This is a genomic window from Bacilli bacterium, assembly GCA_036381315.1.
GTDB lineage: Bacteria > Bacillota > Bacilli > Paenibacillales > KCTC-25726 > DASVDB01.
In genome coordinates this window covers 1-18,995 of the sequence record DASVDB010000172.1, presented here as the reverse complement: position 1 = coordinate 18,995, position 18,995 = coordinate 1, and the positions used below count along the sequence as shown (strand labels likewise).

Genomic DNA, 18,995 nt, shown 5'->3' with positions numbered 1-18,995 from the left:
GGCGGTCCCCACGTTGACCGTCTGGCGCATGAAGCCGCCGAAGCGATCACGCTGCCCAGGTCGTGGCTGGAACCCGGTTCGTACGATTTCAGCTTCAGCGGGTTGAAGACGGCGGTTTTGTCGGTTCTCAACCAGGCGGAAATGAAGCGGGAAAAGATCGATGCCGCCAGTCTGGCGCGGGGATTTCAGGAATCGGTGATTGAAGTGCTTGTGGAAAAATCGATCCGCGCTTGCCGGGAATATGGGGCGAAACAATTGCTGCTGGCGGGCGGGGTGGCCGCAAACAAGGGGCTGCGCGCCGCGCTGCGCGAAAGATGCGGGCGGGAAGGCATCCCGCTGTTGTATCCGCCGCTTGACTTGTGCACGGACAATGCGGCAATGATCGCTGCCGCCGCTTTTATCAAGTGGCGGCAGGGCAAATTCACCGGTTTGGATATGAAAGCCGAAGCGTTATTGTCATTGGAAAAATGGATGGAAAATTGACAATTTGACGTTTTGTGCCAAAACGTGTTAAAATTTTGTTGTAAGAAGACGGAAGAACCGTCCATTAAAGAGGCATCTCTTCGATGGGCGGTTTTTGTCGTTTATGTGAGCATTTAAAGCGGCGATATTAGGCCTAAAGAAGGGACACTATCCCTGCGCCCCAGTTGGGCGGAAAGGGGGTGAACCGGAAATGGAACTGCCAATCATTGCTTTGGCGGTGTTGGCGGCGAATTGACGAGATCCGAAGACTTTTGCAGCGGTTAAAACCGAAACGCAAAAGAAAAAAGGATGCCAGCACCCTCAAAGGTAAGTAGGCAATCCTTTTCCGGGAGGGGCGAATTGGCCTCGTCCCTTCCCTTCTTTAAGTCTATTATACCCGAAGTGGTTTTATACTTCAATCAAAAATTGGAGGTTTTTGCAATGGTTTGGATGGTAATGGCATTCTATTTTGCTATCGGTTTTCTTTGCAGTTCGATCTTTTCCACCGCTATTCATCGAGCGCTTCGGGCCCGGATTCCGAAGAAGTGGGAAGATGATCTTTCGCCGGAAGAATATGCGATCGGGCAAAGGGAGTTGGCCAGGCTGCAAGCAGATACGCAAGATATCATTCTGCGAAGCGAAGCGGAATTTCGTAACTGGAAGCTGTACGTCCATCTGTTTATCGTCGTTTTTTGGCTGCCGCTCATTGTACATTTTATCTTTTCATACAAACGGGGGAAAGCATGATGAAAAAAGCACTCAGTTTCCTCATTATGATAGTCATGTGATGGTTGGCGATTTTTACCAATCTTGATAGAATAAGTTCTGTACAAGTGAAACGGCTTGCAAGGGCGGTCGGCTAATCTCCCGGAAGGAAGATGATGCCTGTGGACATGTATCAGGTACTTACGCTGATGATTTCCTTTGGGATATTGGTAGTCCTGCCCATGACCCACAAAAAGAAGTAGACCTCCTTGACCTGATAAGCTGGGGAGGCCTATTCCTCATGTTTTACCGCTGCCGGCCGCTCTTTAAGCGGCGCCTGCGCAGAACTGTAGGTGTCTCAAGCGCCCGCGGTTTTACTATTCTTACACGCAGTATATCACGTTATATCCGATATCGGAATAACAAATTGGATCATTTTAATCCACACAGCGCTTCGCGCTAAGCGTGGGCCCTAGATGGTGATCAGACGATGCATGCCAGGATGTTTTTCCCATGGGTTTCGTGAGCCAAGCGGTAAGCTGATTGGGCCGCAGTTTAGTATCTTTCGCTGCTTTGTCAGTATGGATACAAAATCATAGATGCATGGCAAGAGTAGGCTTCAAGAAGGAGCGCGAAAACTAAAGGCCTTATACAAAAGAAAAAAAGGATGCCCCAACCCACCACAGGTAAGCGATCCTTTGTACATAAATCCAAAATTTGAGGAAATGATCTGGCAATCTGGTTGTTTCCGGTACTATATCTTGTTATCGGTTTTCTTTGCGGCTCAATTTTTTCGCTGCGATACATCGGGTGCTATCGGTTCGTATCCCGGATAAGTGGAAGGGCGTTCTTACACCGGAGGAATACGCGATCGGGCAAAAGGAGTTGGAAAGGCCGCAAGCAGATACGCGGGATATCATCCGGCAAGAAGCGGAATTTCGCAACTGGAAGCTGTACGTCCATCTGTTTATCGTCGTGTTTTGGCTACCATTAATCGTATTTTTAATTCTTTCAAGAAGGGGAAATGCACAATGAGGAAATTGTTTTTTTTGATCGCAACCTTTGCCATGCTGTTTACAGCGATTTTACCGGCGCAAGCGGCAACGGAAGAAAGCAAAACATTCTCCGATATCGCAAACCATTGGGCTAAGAACGCCATTCTGCTTGCCGTACAAAAAGGATATGTGTCGGGCTTTCCGGACGGAACGTTTCAGCCTAATAAACAGGTGACGCGCGCGGAGTTTATCAAGATGCTGGTGGATGCGCTAAAATTGCCGCACAGCCAAGGCGGAAAGCCGTGGTACCAACCGTATGTGGCGGCGGCGTTGGAAATGGGCCTGTTGCATAAAGAGGAGTTTGCCGATTATAACGCCAATATCAGCCGTTTGGAGATCTTGCGTCTTTCGGCAAGAGGACTTGCCACCAACAAGGCATATGATGCTTATCTGCAAGCTTTTAGCGGTTTATATAATGGCGACATTCCCTATATCGACTGGAAAAAGATAAAAACCGAAGACGTGCCCAATGTAGCTTTGGTGATCGGTACCGGGATTGTGTCCGGCTATCCGGATTTTTCGCTGGGCGTTGAGAAAACGGCGACAAGAGCGGAAGCTGTGACGATGATCGAGAATTTGTTGGAGGTGCAGTTGCAATCGCCGGAACATTTCCGAGGGTTAAAGGAACTGAAGGAAGTCGCCGAAACCGGCACCAACGCCACCACGGTCACCGATTACGTCAAGCCGTACATGAACTTCAAAAAAGATCCGGTTATCGCGGAAACCTATAAATATACTGCTCGATTAAACCGGGTGTATGTGTTACCTGTAGAGGGCGAACCGAGCATCTTTGACCGCAAGCTGCGCTGGGATCGGAAAAACCAGAACGATGACTATATCAAACAGCAGAAGGCGCTGATGCTGGTGTCGTTTGTGATTAAGACCAAGAGTTCATTTGCCTTGAATAGCGGTAATTATTCAACATTTCTGTATCCCAACGGGTTAGTTCGTACTTCTGACGGCGTACCATTTAGGACAGCAGAAGAGAAGTTCGGGTATTTAAGTTATAGTCCCGTTAAACTAATCATACTTGAAGCCAACAAAACCTATGAAATTTTCTCTACTTCAACGATTAATGATTCGTTGGACATTTATGGCCAAGACTATACTTGCTCTGTTTCCTCTGCATACAGTCATTGGAAGGAATACTACCAGATACCGGTATTCGAAAATGAAATCAAGAAAAGCATTATTGAAAGAGGCTATGGGAAATGAACAGACGGAGATATAAACGAATAGCAGCTTTGCTATGTGCGTTGATTTTATTTTCCGTGCTGCAGGATTTTCTTTACATTCAACCGGCTGAGGGGGCTACTCGTCAAATAACCGTGACAGGCTATACATCCAACACACCTGGCTTCTACTGGTGCCAGCATTTGGATGGACATTGGAGCACACAAGATTCTTTTGGCGGTTTCTATACCGCTGCCGATGCGGGCGGAAAACCGGCAGGAACGACGGCTACTTTTTTGTTTAACATTGGAAAACCGGGTAGTTGGAATGGCGATGGTGGTCCGTATGCACCGGATGAGGTTACAGATATTCGCATCAAAGCCGGAGGCATTACACTTGATACGTCTGTACTAGAGGCTGCCGTCGGCTCCAACCCGGTCTTTACACCGGTGGGCGACAAACTGCAAATTACCGCCCTCGTCGGCAGCCCGGCGACCGGCAAGGTGGATAACGCTTGCGGCGCGAGCCCCAGCTACACCTATGTATTCCCGGTTATTGTGCAGTGGGAGGCAACTGTAACGATCACGGAACCGGACCCAACCCCGACCCCTACGCTTACTCCGACACCGACGCCCGCTCCCACCCCGACCCCCACGCCGACGCCCAGCGAGAACGAGCCGCCGGTTGCGAAAATAAACGTGGGTTTGACACAAACGACTGGTGCAATGTTTACGGCTTACGGAGATCAGTCTTACGATCCGGACGGCAGCATCGTGGATTTTTCATGGAATGTTTCACCAGCCGCAGATTATCAGAACGCCGACGATTCCGCATTGTCCTTACGATATGATCGGTCCGGATCGGTGAAAATTACGTTAACTGTCGTGGATGACCGGGGCGCAACCAACACCGCGACGGCGAATGTAAGCGTAATTGACCCGAACCCGATTCCGGTCATCACAGTACCCGATGTGATCAGGGAAAACCACCCGATTGCGCCAAACGGTATCAACGGTGATAAAAGCTACAGCCCTATCGGGCGATCCATTGACCACTCCAAGGATATTTGGACGGGTAAAAAGAGCGTATATACGACCCCCGGGCCGCAAATCGTAACGTTGGAAGTGTTTGATAGTGCTGGCTTGAAGTCGCTTTACCCCGTCTCAAAAACGTTTACTGTGCTGCCGGACGAACCGCCAATCGCAAAAGTGGATGTGCCGCCGCTCGGGATTCGGAACCAAACTTACGATTTCTTTAATAAATCATACAGCCCGGATGGCGATATCATTACATCCGTTACTTATCGCTACAAGTACGATGTGAACAACAACGGATTCATTGACGATGCCTGGGTTGCCCTTCCCGGCGATATGACAAAAGCAAGCCTAAAACCAACCAAAGTCGGAAAATATCAAATCGAAATTACGGCGATCGAAAACTACGGAAAAACGGCGAAGGATGTTGCAGTGCTGGATGTGATCAATCAAGCGCCGGCTGTTTCCTTTTTGATGGAAGGTAAGAACGAGCAGCCGAACCCGGACAGCAGCGTAATTTATACGCCTAATCAAATTATGAATTGGGATTTATATGCTGTTAATTCAACTAGCCAGATTAAGAATAAAAATGCGAAATGGACACTAGTAGATGGTGAGCTAGCAGGTGGATTGGGAAGGAAGGCAGAGGATATAGATTTTACAACTTTCCAATTTGGTATGTCCGGACCATATGCAAATGCATTATTGGCTAAAACTGACTTCGGATTTGGTGCAAATAGCATAAGTCCATATCGAGCGATAGATCCCAACAAGCCATATGCTGCTCAACCTATGCCATTTCCATCAAGTTTAAATAATTTGAATTACTCATTAACAACGGAAGTATTCCATGTAAATGGAAATAAAAGCAGTTTCGATAATATAAAGAATATTTTTACGAACTCGCGATATGTATACATTGAATTCCAGCGTGATGGGCATACACAGTTACTTGCAATGAATAAATCCAAGATAGGGGATTATCATTTAAATTTTTTGTATCCACCAGTGGATGGATCAACGATTGAACATATATGGGTCAATGGGAATCCATACGACTTTGCTATAACAACTGGAAGTAGTGCAACAGATGATATTTATTTAGACTTACCATACTACTTTGTGTTTTCCGATTGGAATGCATATCGATCTTATCAGACTTCTTTTGACGATAGTTTAATGACACCATATTTGGGTTATTATCCGGATAGGGTAACTGATTGGGGGTCAAAGGCAGATTTTACAGTCGCAGACCGTACCATATATAAGGTTACATTAAAGGGGAGACCGGATGGTGATCACAAGGTTGCTGTAAAAGAATCATATGGAGGCTTTACTGAAACATACGATTTATTACTTAATGTAGAGTCATATGATGCATTTACGGGTCAAAAAATTGCTAGTTCTTTAGATAGTAAATTACTTTTTACCAACAGACCTGTTCAACAGCTTATTCCTTCAGGGGATAACTTAATTGTTATATTAGGATCTACCTCCTATAACATTAATGATATGATTTTAACTTTTGATCGTAAAGGGCATTTAATATCTAAATCAATCGCTCCAATTATAGAAAAAAGTATGTATTATTCCCCTGACAACGCCATGCGGACCTTTATGGAAATTCCTTTAACTAAATATTACATTGACGCGGAAGGTGATCTTTATCAAGAAGTTTCTCTCCGTTGTATGGATTGTAGCAGCGGATATAACAATGACGCGAGAAATTATAAGGATAATTATGTTAAGAAAGTTGACATTGAAACAGGAGATCGTATTTTTACCACTCATTTGACTGGGCAATGGCCTGTTTGCTATTCAAATCAATTTTCTTGTTATTACACCGGTGATTCTGAAGATAAAAAACAGTTTTTAATCATTAACAATGAATCTAGACAAATACTGGTAAGGAGTTTTTCACCCGATGGACTTAGTGTGAAAGTATATTTACAAGCTATTAATATGGACACAGGAGCGTCATCTTCTTTTCCGTTTAATTTTACCGGTATAGAGCCTAATAATTTGAATATTGATCAGGATGGTCAGTATTCAAATTCTGGTGTAACAGGAACTCTTACTGTTGATGGTTATCGAACAGCTTCAAGTACCGGTTTATATGTCGTAGAACAATCTAACACTGGCGTTCAATATAGTTTGGATCCGGTCGCTCCCAGTGGAGGAATCCTTTCGGCAAATACGATGTATGCATCATTTGCAAGTAATGCTATATTAGGCATGTATATTGGAGATGGCTTATATTTGGCTTTTCTAGGTGTAAAAACTTATAGCAATCCGGTAGATATGCTAGGTACTAGCGTATGGCTAATAAAGGGAACACCAACGTCAGATCCAAAACTTTATAATTGGACAACATTAGGACAATTTGTCTCTCCTAATGTATTAGACGATTCAGTGTTAACATTTTCTTTAGGCATGAAGTTTACAAAAGATGACAAGGAATTAGCCGGTTTTTCCTTCCGGATGACGGACCCGAAAAACCGCTATGCGGTTGAAACCGACGGCAGCACGCTGTACTTGTCCAAGTATGTGAACGGGGCACGAACGGTGCTGAAAAGCTCTGCCTACCCCTTCCAGGATAACGTAGCCTATAACTTTAAGATTTCCACGCAGGGGAGCGTTATTGCAGTTTACTTGAACGGCACGCCGTACCTGAATGCCACGGACAGCACGTTTACTTCCGGCAAGTTTGGGCCGTTTTCGGACAAGCCGTATGTGCAATTTAGCAACATTTCGCAAAAGCAGCTCTCCACTCCGGATGTAGAATGGCTGACAAGCTACGCCATTTGGGATGCGGGAGAGGCAAAGGCGGATGTAAGGTACAGCAATATCGCGTTTACCGATCCGGAAAACGACCCGTTGGCCGGAAATTACCAATGGAGCATCGAGCACACGCCGAAGTTTCTGAATAACCAGGGACTATCCGCGATGAATGGAAAAACATTTACCGCGCCTGTTCTCTCGTTCGATAAAGTGGGCTTGTACAAAGTGACGTTAAAAGCGCGGGATGACCCAAACAGCGATTACCCGTATCCGGACGGCACGTTTGCCGAATACCGCGAGTGGTCCAACGAATACTTCCAGATGATCACCGTTCACCGCCGTCCTGTCGCGCAATTTTCACTATCGGCGGCCGCAGACGGCACGGTTGTCTGGAACGATACGAGTTATGATCCCGACCGCTGGGCGTCGCCCACGATTTACAGCACCGAAGATACCGGCATCGACTACAAGGCGACGCGGGGTATCCTGGAGCGCAAATATTATTACGTCACGCCATCCGGCACCACGGTGCAGCAAAAACTCGTCACTCCGCAGGAAACCGGAACATATACCGTCGGACTTGCGGTGAAAGACGAATACGGCGCCTGGAGCAACTGGAACGAACAGACGTTTACCGTAAACAAAATCACGCCGCCCGACCAGCCGCCGACAGCCGGCTTTACCGTTACGCCAACCACGACCTACCGAGGCGTACCCGTCAGCATCGTTTCCACAGCAAGCGACCCGGAAGACGGAGCGGCGGCAAACCTGAAACATGAATACTACATCCGCAATGTTACGACCGGGGATGCGGAAACGCTGCAAAGCACAAGCCGCGGTGCATGGGAGAAAACCTTTAACTCCATTGGCGTGATGGAAATCCGCCAGGTGGTGACCGATTCCAAAGGACAATCCGCGCAGGTCGTCAAGCAAGTAACGGTGCTTAACCGCGCACCGGCGGCGGACTTCACGTGGAGCCCGAATCCGGTGTGGGAAGGGGATACGCTTGTGCTTTTCAACACATCAACCGATCCCGACGGCGACGCGCTTTCGCTGCGATGGCAAATTCGATTTCCGAACGGGCAAACGTTATCGTACACCGGAGATACGGTAGCGATTCCCTCCGCGCAACCGGGCAATTATTCCGTCACATTAACCGCTACCGACGGCTATACCACAACCGCGGCGCAAAAAACCGTGCCCGTCCAAGCGCTGATCATCGAGCCGCAAGTTATGCACACCGATCTCTGGCTGGATTACCATGTGCAAAAAGGACACAACACGACAGCCGCACCGCTTGACTTCTTCGCTGGGGAGAAGATTTTGGCGGTAGCGCGCGTGTCCGCCGCTCCTGTCAAAAACGTGACGGCATGGATCGACGAGATCGCGCTTGATGGCAGCCGGTTGACCGTTTATGCCGACTTGTCGGCTTCGGACGACGATCCAACCGTTTACCGGGGAGAAATCTACGACGATCGGCTGGTGTCGCTTACGGAAGGGCTGCAAAAAGGCGTCATGCCGGTGCATTTCAAAGCGGAATATGCCAATGGCGTCATCAAGCAAGCGGACGTTCCTATCAACATACTGGGCAGCGCGTTAAAGCGGACCGGCGTGCATCGGTTGGATTGAACCAAACATCATACTTTTGTCCCATGTGGAAAAAGTTATCCACAGCCTATGTGCATAATGGGGATAAACGCTGTTTTTCTATACATCCGCTGTACCGAAACTGTGATGAAAAACAGAATAAAGTTTTCAACAGCTCTTGTGGATATGGTGGATAACTTGCGGCGCCGCCTTCAATCGACAAGCAATTCGGCAGATTTTGCGACGGTTCGCTGTGGATAAAATTGTGGATACTGTGATTATCGTTGTGTATGACAATATACCTATAAGGAGAGGATGGATAACACAGCATACTAAGCCGTAGAAATGGGGGAAAAAAGTGTTCCATCGCCATGCCCGGCCCTTTGTTCGAATCGCCTTTGCAGTTGCCGCAATCGTTGCCATAGCGGGCGCCGCGTTTTTTTCGACAAAAAGCGCGTTCGCCGAAGAGGATACCGGCAACGGTCATATGCTCCTCATCGTATCCGTGCCGGGACTCTCGTTTGCCGACCTCCAGCCGCAAGCGCTGAAGGCGGCGCCGAATCTGGCGAAGCTGGCGAACAACGGCGCCATTGCGGCCATGAACATTCGTACGCCGACAAAAGGGCTTGAAGACAGCTATGCCACTTTCGGAGCGGGAAAACCCGCCGTCAGCGATTCGCAAATCCAGGCATATATGGCAAACATTTTTCCATCCGGGCGACAGGCGCTGCAGAAATACGAGCGTTATCAGGGAAAATTACCGCGCGACGCGGCGGTCATTTTTCCGGAAGTGGCGGCAATCCGCCATATGAACGATGCACTGGCGTATGGCGCTGAGCCCGGCTTGTTGGGGGAGATGCTGCGGCAAGCGGGCGTTCATACATATGTATTCGGCAATGCCGATGAGAGCGACATGCCCAATACGGCTGTTACCGACGAACAAAATGCGCTGAAAGAAAAGCGTTACGCTCCATTGATGCTGATGGACAAAAGCGGTTTGGTCGAATTTGGAGATATCGGCGGGCACGCGGTCAGATCCGACCCCACCAGGCCGGCGCATGTGCGGACAGATTACAATTTTTTGCTTAAGCAACTGCAAGCGGTGCAAACGCCCGCCGCGGTTTTATTGGAATTGGGGGATTTGTCCAGGCTTTATGCGGAAAAAGAACGCTATGCCCCGGATGTTTTTGCCGCGGAAAAAAATAAAATCATGCGGGAAATCGACGCATTTTTAGGCAAGTTAGCCGGGCTTGTGCAAAAGCGTCCGAATTTTGTCGAACTGTGGATTTTATCGCCGCAGGTGAGCGCCGATGCGCAACGGGAAAAATTGCTGTTTGGCCCCTTGTTGCATGTTCGCGCAGGAGAATACGGGTTGCTCACTTCGGCGACCACGAGACAGCCGGGGATCGTGGCGAATTTTGATCTTGCCCCCACCTTTTTGGCGGCTTTTCAACTTACATCCGGCACGAATATGCAGGGCGGCCTGATCAGGCGTGTTCCCGTACCGGACGGCAAAGACCAGTTAACCGAATTGCTGACGGTTGTGTCATCCGCGCAAAAAGTCTATAAATTGCGGCCGCAGATTTTATATCCGATGGTTATTTTTGAGATTGTGGCGTTGCTCTTGGGGCTTGTGGCGGTTTTGCTGAAATGGGCAAGGATGGCCGCTTGGATGAAGTTCATTTTGCTGATCGTGCTGTTGTGCCCGCTCTGGCTGGTGCTGACAGGGTACTGGGTGCAAGCGCCGCCGGCGATAATGCTCGGGCTTTTTTTCAGCGGCGTCATCGTGAGCGTGCTTGCGCTGTATCGGTTGCGGTTATGGCGGAGCCTGTTCATCATCGGCGCGGTGACCGCTTTGTGTTTGCTTGTTGACGGGCTTGCTGGCGCGACGGGCATGAGGCATTCGGTGTTAGGCTACGACCCGATGATCGGCGCCCGCTATTACGGTATCGGCAATGATTTGATGGGCGTTTTGATCGGCGCCGCTTTATTGGGCGTATCCTCGGGTTTGCATCTGTTGACGGAGCGAAACCGGTCGCTGGCGCCCGGTATTAAGCTGTTTGCGATGCTTGTCTTAGTTGGGATTATCGTCTATTTGGCGATGCCGACCATGGGCACAAATGCGGGAGGGGCCATAACCGCTTGTGCGGCGTTCGGTTTGTTTGCGCTGCGGCTCTATCGGGAAAATCCGGAGCATGCCGTTTCCATTCGAATGCTGTTGCTGGCTATTATCTTGTTGATAGCGGCGGCGCTCGTCGTATTGTTTGTGCTGAACGGATTACTGTTTCGTGGCGGCGCCCAAACAAGCCACATCGGGCGGGCCATGTCCGCATTGGGAGCAGGAAATCTGCAGTTGATCGGCAACATGATCATTCGCAAGCTAAGCATGAACTGGCAATTGATCGGCGTTTCATCCTGGAGTAAAGTGCTGATCACAAGCCTCTTCGTGATGGTGATGCTGTTCATCCGGCCGCGCGGCATTTTCCGCACCTGGCAGAACGTTCATCCGATCATGATGTACGGATTCTTCGCTACTTCAGTCGGCGCGCTTGTTGCGTTGGCGGTAAACGATTCGGGAATCGTTGCCGCGGCCACGATGATTGTCTATACAGCCGCACCGATGCTGATGATCAGGCTTGCGGAACTTTCCGCCAGTCCGGGCCATCATAAGCTTTAGCGCCCATGAGGTTGGCCTCAACAGCAACCGTGAACGCTGGTGCAAATTCGTTCCGAATTTGCTGTAACGGTCGTATTTGCGGCTATTTTGCAAAAAAACGGGGGATTGAAATTTTAACGGACGCAGGAGACGCTATTTGCCGAAATTCGGCCTAAAAACAAAGAAAATGGGCAAATAGGCGCTATGTCGTCCGTTAGAATCTTAACATCAAGAAAAGTCGCACATTAACGTCACTGGCGACCGTTACAGAATCATCGCAATGTGTATGCGCAACTGCCCGAGCGGGCGTGACACAACCGGGCCCACAGTGGGAATCGCCGCAGAGCGATAGCGCTACCGCGCGCGGATGAGACACTACCGAGCCCGCTGCGTAGTCGCTGCAGGGCGTTAGCGCTTCCACGCGAGCGGGGGCGACGCCACCGCTTCCGCCCTACATGCGCTCTTGCAGCTTCTCCCACTCGGCGTAACACCGTTCGAGCGCGGCGTTCTTTTCCGCGATTTCCGCTTGCTTTTGTTGCACGGCGATGTAATCCTGGTACACTTCGGGCAGCGCAAGTTCGTTTTGCAATTGGTTGATCTGCTGTTCCAACGCGGAAATCTCCTGTTCCAGCGCTTCGATTTTCCGCATCCTGCCGCGTTCTTCCTGCTTCGATCGTTTTTCCGCGTCATAATCGGTCTTGACCGGTCCCGCCGCACCATGCTGTGTCTTGTCGCCCGGGTGTTTTCCCGCATCAGTACCAGCAACAGTACCGGCAACGGCGCTTGAACCGGCAAAAGCCCCGGCAACAGTACCGGCAACGGCGCCAGTACCAGCAACGGCTACGGCGGCAAGCTCCTTCTTCTTGTCCACATAATCATCATAATTTCCCAGGAAATGTTGTGCCCCATCCGGAGACAATTCAATAATCCGCTCCGCCATTTTATTGAGAAAGTACCGGTCGTGCGAAACAAACAGCAGAGTTCCGGTAAACTCAAGCAGCGCCGACTCCAGCACCTCTTTGCTGAACAGATCCAAATGGTTTGTCGGTTCGTCCAGGATGAGCACATTTGCCCGCTTCAGCATCAATTTCGCCAGCGATACGCGCGCTTTTTCGCCGCCGCTCAAATCGGCGATTCTTTTTTTCACATCGTCGCCGCTGAACAGAAACCCGCCCAAAACCGTGCGGATTTTGACTTCTTCCAGCCGGGGGAAGTCATTCCAGACTTCCTCCAGCACCGTATTTGCCGGCGTCAATTGCTCGAGCTCCTGATCGTAGTAGCCGAGCCGCACATTGGCACCCCAGACGACATTGCCGGTCAAGGGCGTAATTTTGCCGGCAAGGATTTTTAGTAGCGTTGATTTGCCGACGCCGTTTGGTCCGATCAAAGCGACCGTCTCCCCGCGCTGCAGATGCAGATCAATACCCCGGAAAATGGTTCCCCTGTCGTAACCGCCCGCCAGGTTGCTTACCTCCAATACGTTTTTTCCGGTGGCACGGTCAAAATCGAACGCGAACCGGGCCTTCTTCAAGTCGCCTTTTGGTCTCTCTAGCACATCCATGCGTTCCAGCATTTTGCGCCTGCTTTGCGCCCGCCTGGTTGTCGACGCGCGAACGATATTGCGGCGTATAAAGTCTTCCATTCGCGCGATTTCGTCCTGCTGTTTCTCATACCGCTTCATTTCCGCTTCATAATCGGCGGCTTTCAACGCGATGTATTTGCTGTAATTGCCGCTGTATTGTTTGGCCGACGCGCGTTCAATCTCGATGATCGTCTCGACGACGGCGTCCAGAAAGTAACGGTCGTGCGAAACGATGAGCATCGCCCCGCGGTAAGCCCGCAAATAATGTTCCAGCCAGGTTAGCGCGGGAATGTCCAAATGGTTCGTCGGCTCGTCAAGAATGAGCAGATCGGGTTCCTGCAGCAGCAATTTGGCCAAAGCCAGGCGTGTCTTCTGCCCGCCGCTCAAATTTTTGACCGCCGTGTCCGGGTCCGTTTCGGCAAAGCCCATTCCGTGCAACACGCCGCGAATTTTCGCGTCGACGGCATAGCCGCCGCTTTCCCGGAAAGTTTCCGCCAACTCCGCATATTTGCGCATGGCCGTTTCGTGGCTTGCCGCATCCGCAAACAGGGCCGGGTCGGCAATTTTGTTTTCCAAATCGCGCAATTCCCGTTCCATTTCCCGCAGATCCGAAAAAACGCCGGCAAGCTCTTCCCACAGCGTTCCCTGCGAAACAGTCCCCGTGTTTTGCGCCAGATAACCGATGCGCAGCTGTTTTGCTTTATGGATTTCGCCCGCATCGCAGGCGAGCTCTCCGGCCAGTATTTTTAACAGCGTCGATTTTCCGGCGCCGTTTGCGCCGACCATGCCGATACGTTCTTTTTCGCGGATTTGTAAGGTGATATTGGATAAAATTTGCGCTGAGCCGAAAGATTTTGATATTCCAGTAGCTTGCAGCAACATGCAGGTTCCCCCACCATTGTTTGAACTAATATCAGTTTAATTGAAACCATGATCTTTTTACATTAGCAAAAAAATATTGCGCAAAAAAGTAATTGACAAAAAATAGGCGCAGCGATAATATGGAATCATAAATTTGGCGCAAAAATAATATATTATTTGGGTAAAAAATAATTTAATTTGGATTAACCGCTTTGCACTATTCATTCCAACATCGATACATCGAAGGAGGATTAATAAATGGCCAAGACAAGGCTGGCATTCGTAGGAGTAGGAGACATGGGAACGGGTCATTTATGCGGATTTGACCAAATTGAAGAATGCGAAATCGTTTGGATTGCCGATCCGCACGAAAAAAATGTGGACAGAGCGATGAAATATGTTCGCCGAAATAACCCGCGCATTTGCCGCGATTACAGGGCGCTGTTGGAACATGACGATTACGACGCGGTTGTGGTCAGCGTTCCCAACTATATGCACAAAGACGCGACGATTCCGTTTTTGGAAAAAGGAAAGCATGTGTTACTGGAAAAGCCCGTCGCATCCTGCAAAGAGGACTGCGATGCCATTTTGTTAGCGGCGGAGAAAGCGAACAGGGTGCTGCAGATCGGCTTGGTGTACCGCTATTCCAATTTGTACAACCGGATGGCAAAAGAGGTGAAATCGGGGAGAGTGGGGAATGTCACATTAATGTGGTGCAAGGAATTCCGCGATCCGTTTCCGCCCGCGGACTGGTTTTACGAGCAGGACAAATCCGGCGGAACGCTCGTGGAAAAGGATTGCCATCATTTCGACATTTTCAACTGGATGATTGGCGCAAAAGCAAAGCGGGTGTTTGCGTCGGGGGGGCAGCATGTGATCCGATACGGAAAAGATTGCCTGATTACGAACTCCTACACCCATTACGACCCAAAAAATATCAGTCACAGTACGGTGATTGATCATGCGTGGGTGACCGTCGATTATGAGAACGGCAGCAAAGCGAATTTGGGCCTGTGCATGTATCTCAAGCCGAAAAATTTGATGAGCGATGGAATTGAAATCGGGTTGATCGGGGACAATGGCGGGCAAATGCTGGCCAAGGATGACAAAACCTTAGAAATCTTTGGCGGCGAGAATTTTACGAAAGAATTAATAAACGTCGATACGCTAACCGACAAAGTAAACGACGGGCATATCGGCAGCCAGAAGCAACGTTACGCGTTTCTGGAAAGTATTCGCACGGGAAAGGCCCCGTTTGTATCCGGCGAGGTGGGCAAGGAAGCGCTGCTCATCGCCCTTGCCGCGGAAAAATCGATCAGGGAAGAAAGATATGTTTATATTGACGAACTGTAAAAAGCAGCAAGAAAAACGATGGGTGGTGAACATATGACAGCTTCCGGATGGAAAGAGGAGCTCAAGTTTTATCTTTTTATTTTGCCGTGGGTTGCGGGATTTCTGGCTTTTTTCATCGGGCCCGCGTTAACCAGCCTGATTTACAGCTTCGCCGATTATAACGCGATCACTTCGCCGAACTGGCTTGGCCTGGAAAATTACAAAAATTTGCTTCATGACAAAATTTATCTGAAGAGTCTGTCAAACACCTTGTTTTTTGTCTTTGTGGGTGTTCCTGTAACCGTTTGCTTCCAAATCCTCGTCGCCGCACTTTTGAATATTGAAGTCAAAGGCATCCGTTTTTTCCGCACCATCTATTACTTGCCCTATCTTGTGCCGCCAGTCGCCACCGTTATTTTGTGGAGAATATTGTTCGGCACGGATAACGGAATGATCAATCAGTTATTGATGTTGGTCGGGTTCGATAAAATCGATTGGCTGGGGACGGAAAATTTGGTCAAACCGATAATCGTCACGATCGGCATGTGGATGTCGGGCGGCGCGGTGCTCATTTTTTTGGCGGGTTTAAAAGGGATTCCGCGGCACCTGTACGAAGCGGCAAAGATTGACGGAGCGGGAAGCGTGCGCAGTTTTTTTACCATCACGCTGCCGATGCTTACGCCGTCCATCTTTTTTACCCTGGTGATGCAAGTCATCTACTATTTTCAAATGTTTACCGAATCCATGCTGCTGAATCGCGGAGGGCCGAACTACGCTTCCCAAACCTATATGTTCAATACATACCAAACCGCTTTTCGCGACCTTGATTTCGGTTATGCCATGGCGCAATCCTGGGTGCTTTTTGTCGTCATTCTGATCATCACCATCGGCTTGTTATGGTCCTCCAACAGGTGGGTTTATTATGAAGCGGGGAAAGGAAACTGATGCGACATGACGAATTCCGGCAAGCTTTCCAAAAGATTTTTGCAATATGCGATTTTGCTAGTGGTGTTGGCGGGCTTTATCGGTCCGTTGCTGTGGCTGATTTCGACCATGCTGAAAACGGAAGGGCAAACGTACAAGTTTCCGCCCGAATTTTTGCCGAATCCGGTTACGTTGAGCGCCTTTTACCGATTGTTTGATACGATGCCGCTGATGCCGCGCTGGATTTTGAATTCGTTTGTCATCGCCGGGACGGTTGGCGTAGGTACGATGCTCTCCAGCTCTTTGATCGCCTTCGGTTTCGCCCGCATGAAAGCGCGTTCAAGAGGGGTTGTGTTTGTGGTGGTGCTCGCTACCTTGATGATTCCGTCGCAAATTACCCTGATTCCGCTGTATATCCTGTATCAGCATATCGGGTGGTATAACACCTGGCTGCCGCTCATCGTGCCGGGAATTTTGGCCAATCCGTATTTTATTTTTCTGTTCCGGCAATTTTTCATGACGATTCCGCGGGAATTGGATGAAGCGACGCATATGGACGGCGGCGGATACTGGACCATCTACAGAAGAGTCATCATGCCGCTTTCGGGTCCGATTCTGGTTACCGGTTTTATTTTTGCGTTCGTTTTTTCCTGGATCGACTTTTTCTCGCCGCTGATTTTTATTCAATCGGAAAAGCTGCAAACGTTAAGTGTTGGCCTGCAAATGATCATGGGGCAGCACTCGCAGGATTTTCCCGTTTTGGCTGCAGGGTCCTTTATCGCCTTGCTGCCGATTGGCGTCATTTACTTTTTTGCGCAGCGGTTCTTTATTGAGGGGGTGGTGCTTACTGGCATCAAGCAATAAATAAAAATCGCAGGTTGGCGGGAAAGCAAGGAAAGTTGCAAGTGATAAAAATAAGGAGGGTTTGCCAAATGAAAAAGTGGTTGTCAGTGGTATTTTCATTATGTCTCGTAAGCGCACTCATTCTATCCGCCTGTGCAAAGGGCGAAAATGGGGGAGAAGCGTCCTCATCTCCGCCGGATGCTGCGGAAGCGACGCCGGCGGCATCTGCGAATGCCGGAGATGAGGAGATCTCGGGTAAAGTTGTCTACTCGCAGTGGGGGACTGCGGTAGAAACGGAACAAACAAAAGAATTGTTGAAGGCATTCAGCGAAAAGTATCCCAAAATTGAAGTTGAAGTCGTCAGCAAGGATTGGGGCACATACTGGACGGCTTTGACAGCGCAGGCCGCGTCGAAGGATTTACCCGACGTGTTCAAAATCAGCTACGCATATGTGGATAAATACGCGAAATTGGGCGCATTGAAAGATTTGACGGATCTGATAAAGGAAAGCAATTTCAACACGGCTGATTTCGCCCCGGGCGTTCTTGCCGCGCATCAAGTGGATGGCAAGCAATATTCGTTGCCCCGCGACGCCAATACAATTGTATTATACTACAATAAAGGGCTGTTTGACGATCCGAAAACCAATCCTGCGGGGGCGCCGTATCCCGGACACGAGATGACCTGGGAGGAAGCGCTGGACATCGCCAAGAAAATGACGCTTGACAAAAACGGAAAAAACGCTTCCGAACCGGGATTTGATCCGCAAAATGTCGTGCAGTGGGGACTTACGGTTGATGCGGCCGGTTCTTCGGATTCCGTTCTGGAGCCCGAACTTTGGTCAAACGGCGCGAAACTGGTCAACGACGATCAATCGTTGGCGCTCGATACGCCTGAAGCGAAAGAAGTGCTGCAATTTTTCCGCGACCTGGTCGCCCGGCATCATGTAACGCCTACCGTCAGCCAAAGCCAATCGTTGGCGAAAGATCCGTTCCTGACGTTGGCAACCGGAAAAGTAGCCATGAGTTTCGCGGGCAGCTGGTCGGCGGCGGAATTCAAGAAGGCCAACATCAACTTCGATACCGTTTTGCCGCCAAAATTCAAGGAAACCAAAACGGTTGTGCAAGTTGCGGGCAACGCGATGAGTCCTTATACCAAAAATGAAAAGGCGGCATGGGCGCTGTTAAGCTGGCTGGCGGGGCCGGAAGGGCAAATCGCCCTGGCGAAACAGGGACAATCGATTCCCGCCAATATGCAGGCGGCGGCGACCTATCTTGGCATTGACGACGGTTACAACAAGCAAACGTTCATCGATGCGCAAAAGTTTTCGATTACGGCCCCGTTCTTTGACGGCAAGGACAAATTGCTGTGGGATATTATTCCGCAGAAACTGGCGCTTCCCTTGTCGGGGAAAGGCGATCTGGACGCGGCTGTCAACGAGGTCAAGACGCTTTACGGAAAATAACCTACTGTTCCGATTATAGTCACGGCGGAAGATCAGGGAACTTTCTCTGATCTTCTTTATATCGTGTGAAAAGCAAGGGTGATGATGAAATGTCCAAAACCAAAAGGAAAAACAAGTTTTTTATTTCTGTTTTAGCCTTATTATTGGTCCTGTCATACTTCGTCTCCGCGCCCCCAATAAACGCTGCCGAACCGGAAACCGATCCTTTCTCCGGCTCTCCGGACGAATGGAGCGCAATCAACCATGATTCGGCGGTGAGCGCCAATCTGTTAACGTATTTGAAATCCGTGCAAAAAGACAACAAACTTTATATAAACATTAGAGGAAACAATTTGACTGACTCGGGAATCTTCTTTATCGATAGCGACAACAATACGAGCACCGGTTGCAACATTTCAATTTGGGCGGATTCCGGCGGAATTGATGATAAAGTTGAAAATGGTACTTTATATCACTGCAATTCCGGTGCTTGGGCCGAGTCCGGCGCGGTCACGGTCAGGAAAACGGATCAGGTTATAGAAGCGGTTGTCGATA

At 49.4% G+C, this 18,995-nt stretch carries 11 protein-coding genes; 10 read left to right on the top strand and 1 reads right to left on the bottom strand.

Annotated elements, in window-relative coordinates:
* The 5 genes from VF260_12780 to VF260_12760 all read left to right on the top strand — a co-directional run.
* Positions 1–483, top strand: a 483-nt coding sequence (locus VF260_12780) for a tRNA (adenosine(37)-N6)-threonylcarbamoyltransferase complex transferase subunit TsaD (protein HEX7058054.1), incomplete at its 5' end; no start/stop codon positions are given.
* Positions 484–903: 420 nt separating this feature from the next.
* Positions 904–1,209 (top strand): hypothetical protein, encoded by a 306-nt coding sequence (locus tag VF260_12775; protein ID HEX7058053.1) that lies wholly within the window; start codon positions 904–906, stop codon positions 1,207–1,209.
* 989 nt (positions 1,210–2,198) lie between these two features.
* The gene (locus VF260_12770; protein ID HEX7058052.1) at positions 2,199–3,437 is read left to right on the top strand and encodes an S-layer homology domain-containing protein; all 1,239 of its coding nucleotides are present in this window, start codon (positions 2,199–2,201) and stop codon (positions 3,435–3,437) included.
* Entirely contained in the window at positions 3,434–8,839 is a 5,406-nt protein-coding gene (locus VF260_12765) for a PKD domain-containing protein (GenBank protein HEX7058051.1), read from the top strand. Before VF260_12770 ends, VF260_12765 begins: the two co-directional genes overlap by 4 nt.
* A 316-nt stretch (positions 8,840–9,155) precedes the next feature.
* Positions 9,156–11,474 (top strand): hypothetical protein, encoded by a 2,319-nt coding sequence (locus tag VF260_12760; protein HEX7058050.1) that lies wholly within the window; start codon positions 9,156–9,158, stop codon positions 11,472–11,474.
* A 430-nt stretch (positions 11,475–11,904) separates the two neighbouring features.
* Here the strand turns inward: VF260_12760 and VF260_12755 are convergent, their stop codons facing one another.
* On the bottom strand, positions 11,905–13,917 hold the full coding sequence (locus VF260_12755) for an ABC-F family ATP-binding cassette domain-containing protein (protein ID HEX7058049.1): 2,013 nt from the start codon (positions 13,915–13,917) through the stop codon (positions 11,905–11,907).
* 237 nt (positions 13,918–14,154) lie between these two features.
* Between VF260_12755 and VF260_12750 the strand changes: the two genes are divergently transcribed.
* The 5 genes from VF260_12750 to VF260_12730 all read left to right on the top strand — a co-directional run.
* Positions 14,155–15,249: a Gfo/Idh/MocA family oxidoreductase gene (locus tag VF260_12750; GenBank protein HEX7058048.1), complete on the top strand. Its 1,095-nt coding sequence runs from the start codon at positions 14,155–14,157 to the stop codon at positions 15,247–15,249.
* A 33-nt stretch (positions 15,250–15,282) separates the two neighbouring features.
* Positions 15,283–16,173 carry a sugar ABC transporter permease gene (locus VF260_12745; protein HEX7058047.1) on the top strand — a complete coding sequence of 297 codons (891 nt, stop codon included), beginning with the start codon at positions 15,283–15,285 and terminating at the stop codon, positions 16,171–16,173.
* Positions 16,174–16,179: 6 nt separating this feature from the next.
* Positions 16,180–17,016 (top strand): carbohydrate ABC transporter permease, encoded by an 837-nt coding sequence (locus tag VF260_12740; protein ID HEX7058046.1) that lies wholly within the window; start codon positions 16,180–16,182, stop codon positions 17,014–17,016.
* 68 nt (positions 17,017–17,084) lie between these two features.
* Positions 17,085–18,461, top strand: a complete 1,377-nt coding sequence (locus VF260_12735) for a sugar ABC transporter substrate-binding protein (protein ID HEX7058045.1) — start codon at positions 17,085–17,087, stop codon at positions 18,459–18,461.
* A gap of 89 nt (positions 18,462–18,550) precedes the next feature.
* Positions 18,551–18,995: hypothetical protein (locus VF260_12730; protein HEX7058044.1), on the top strand; the 445-nt coding region annotated here is incomplete at its 3' end.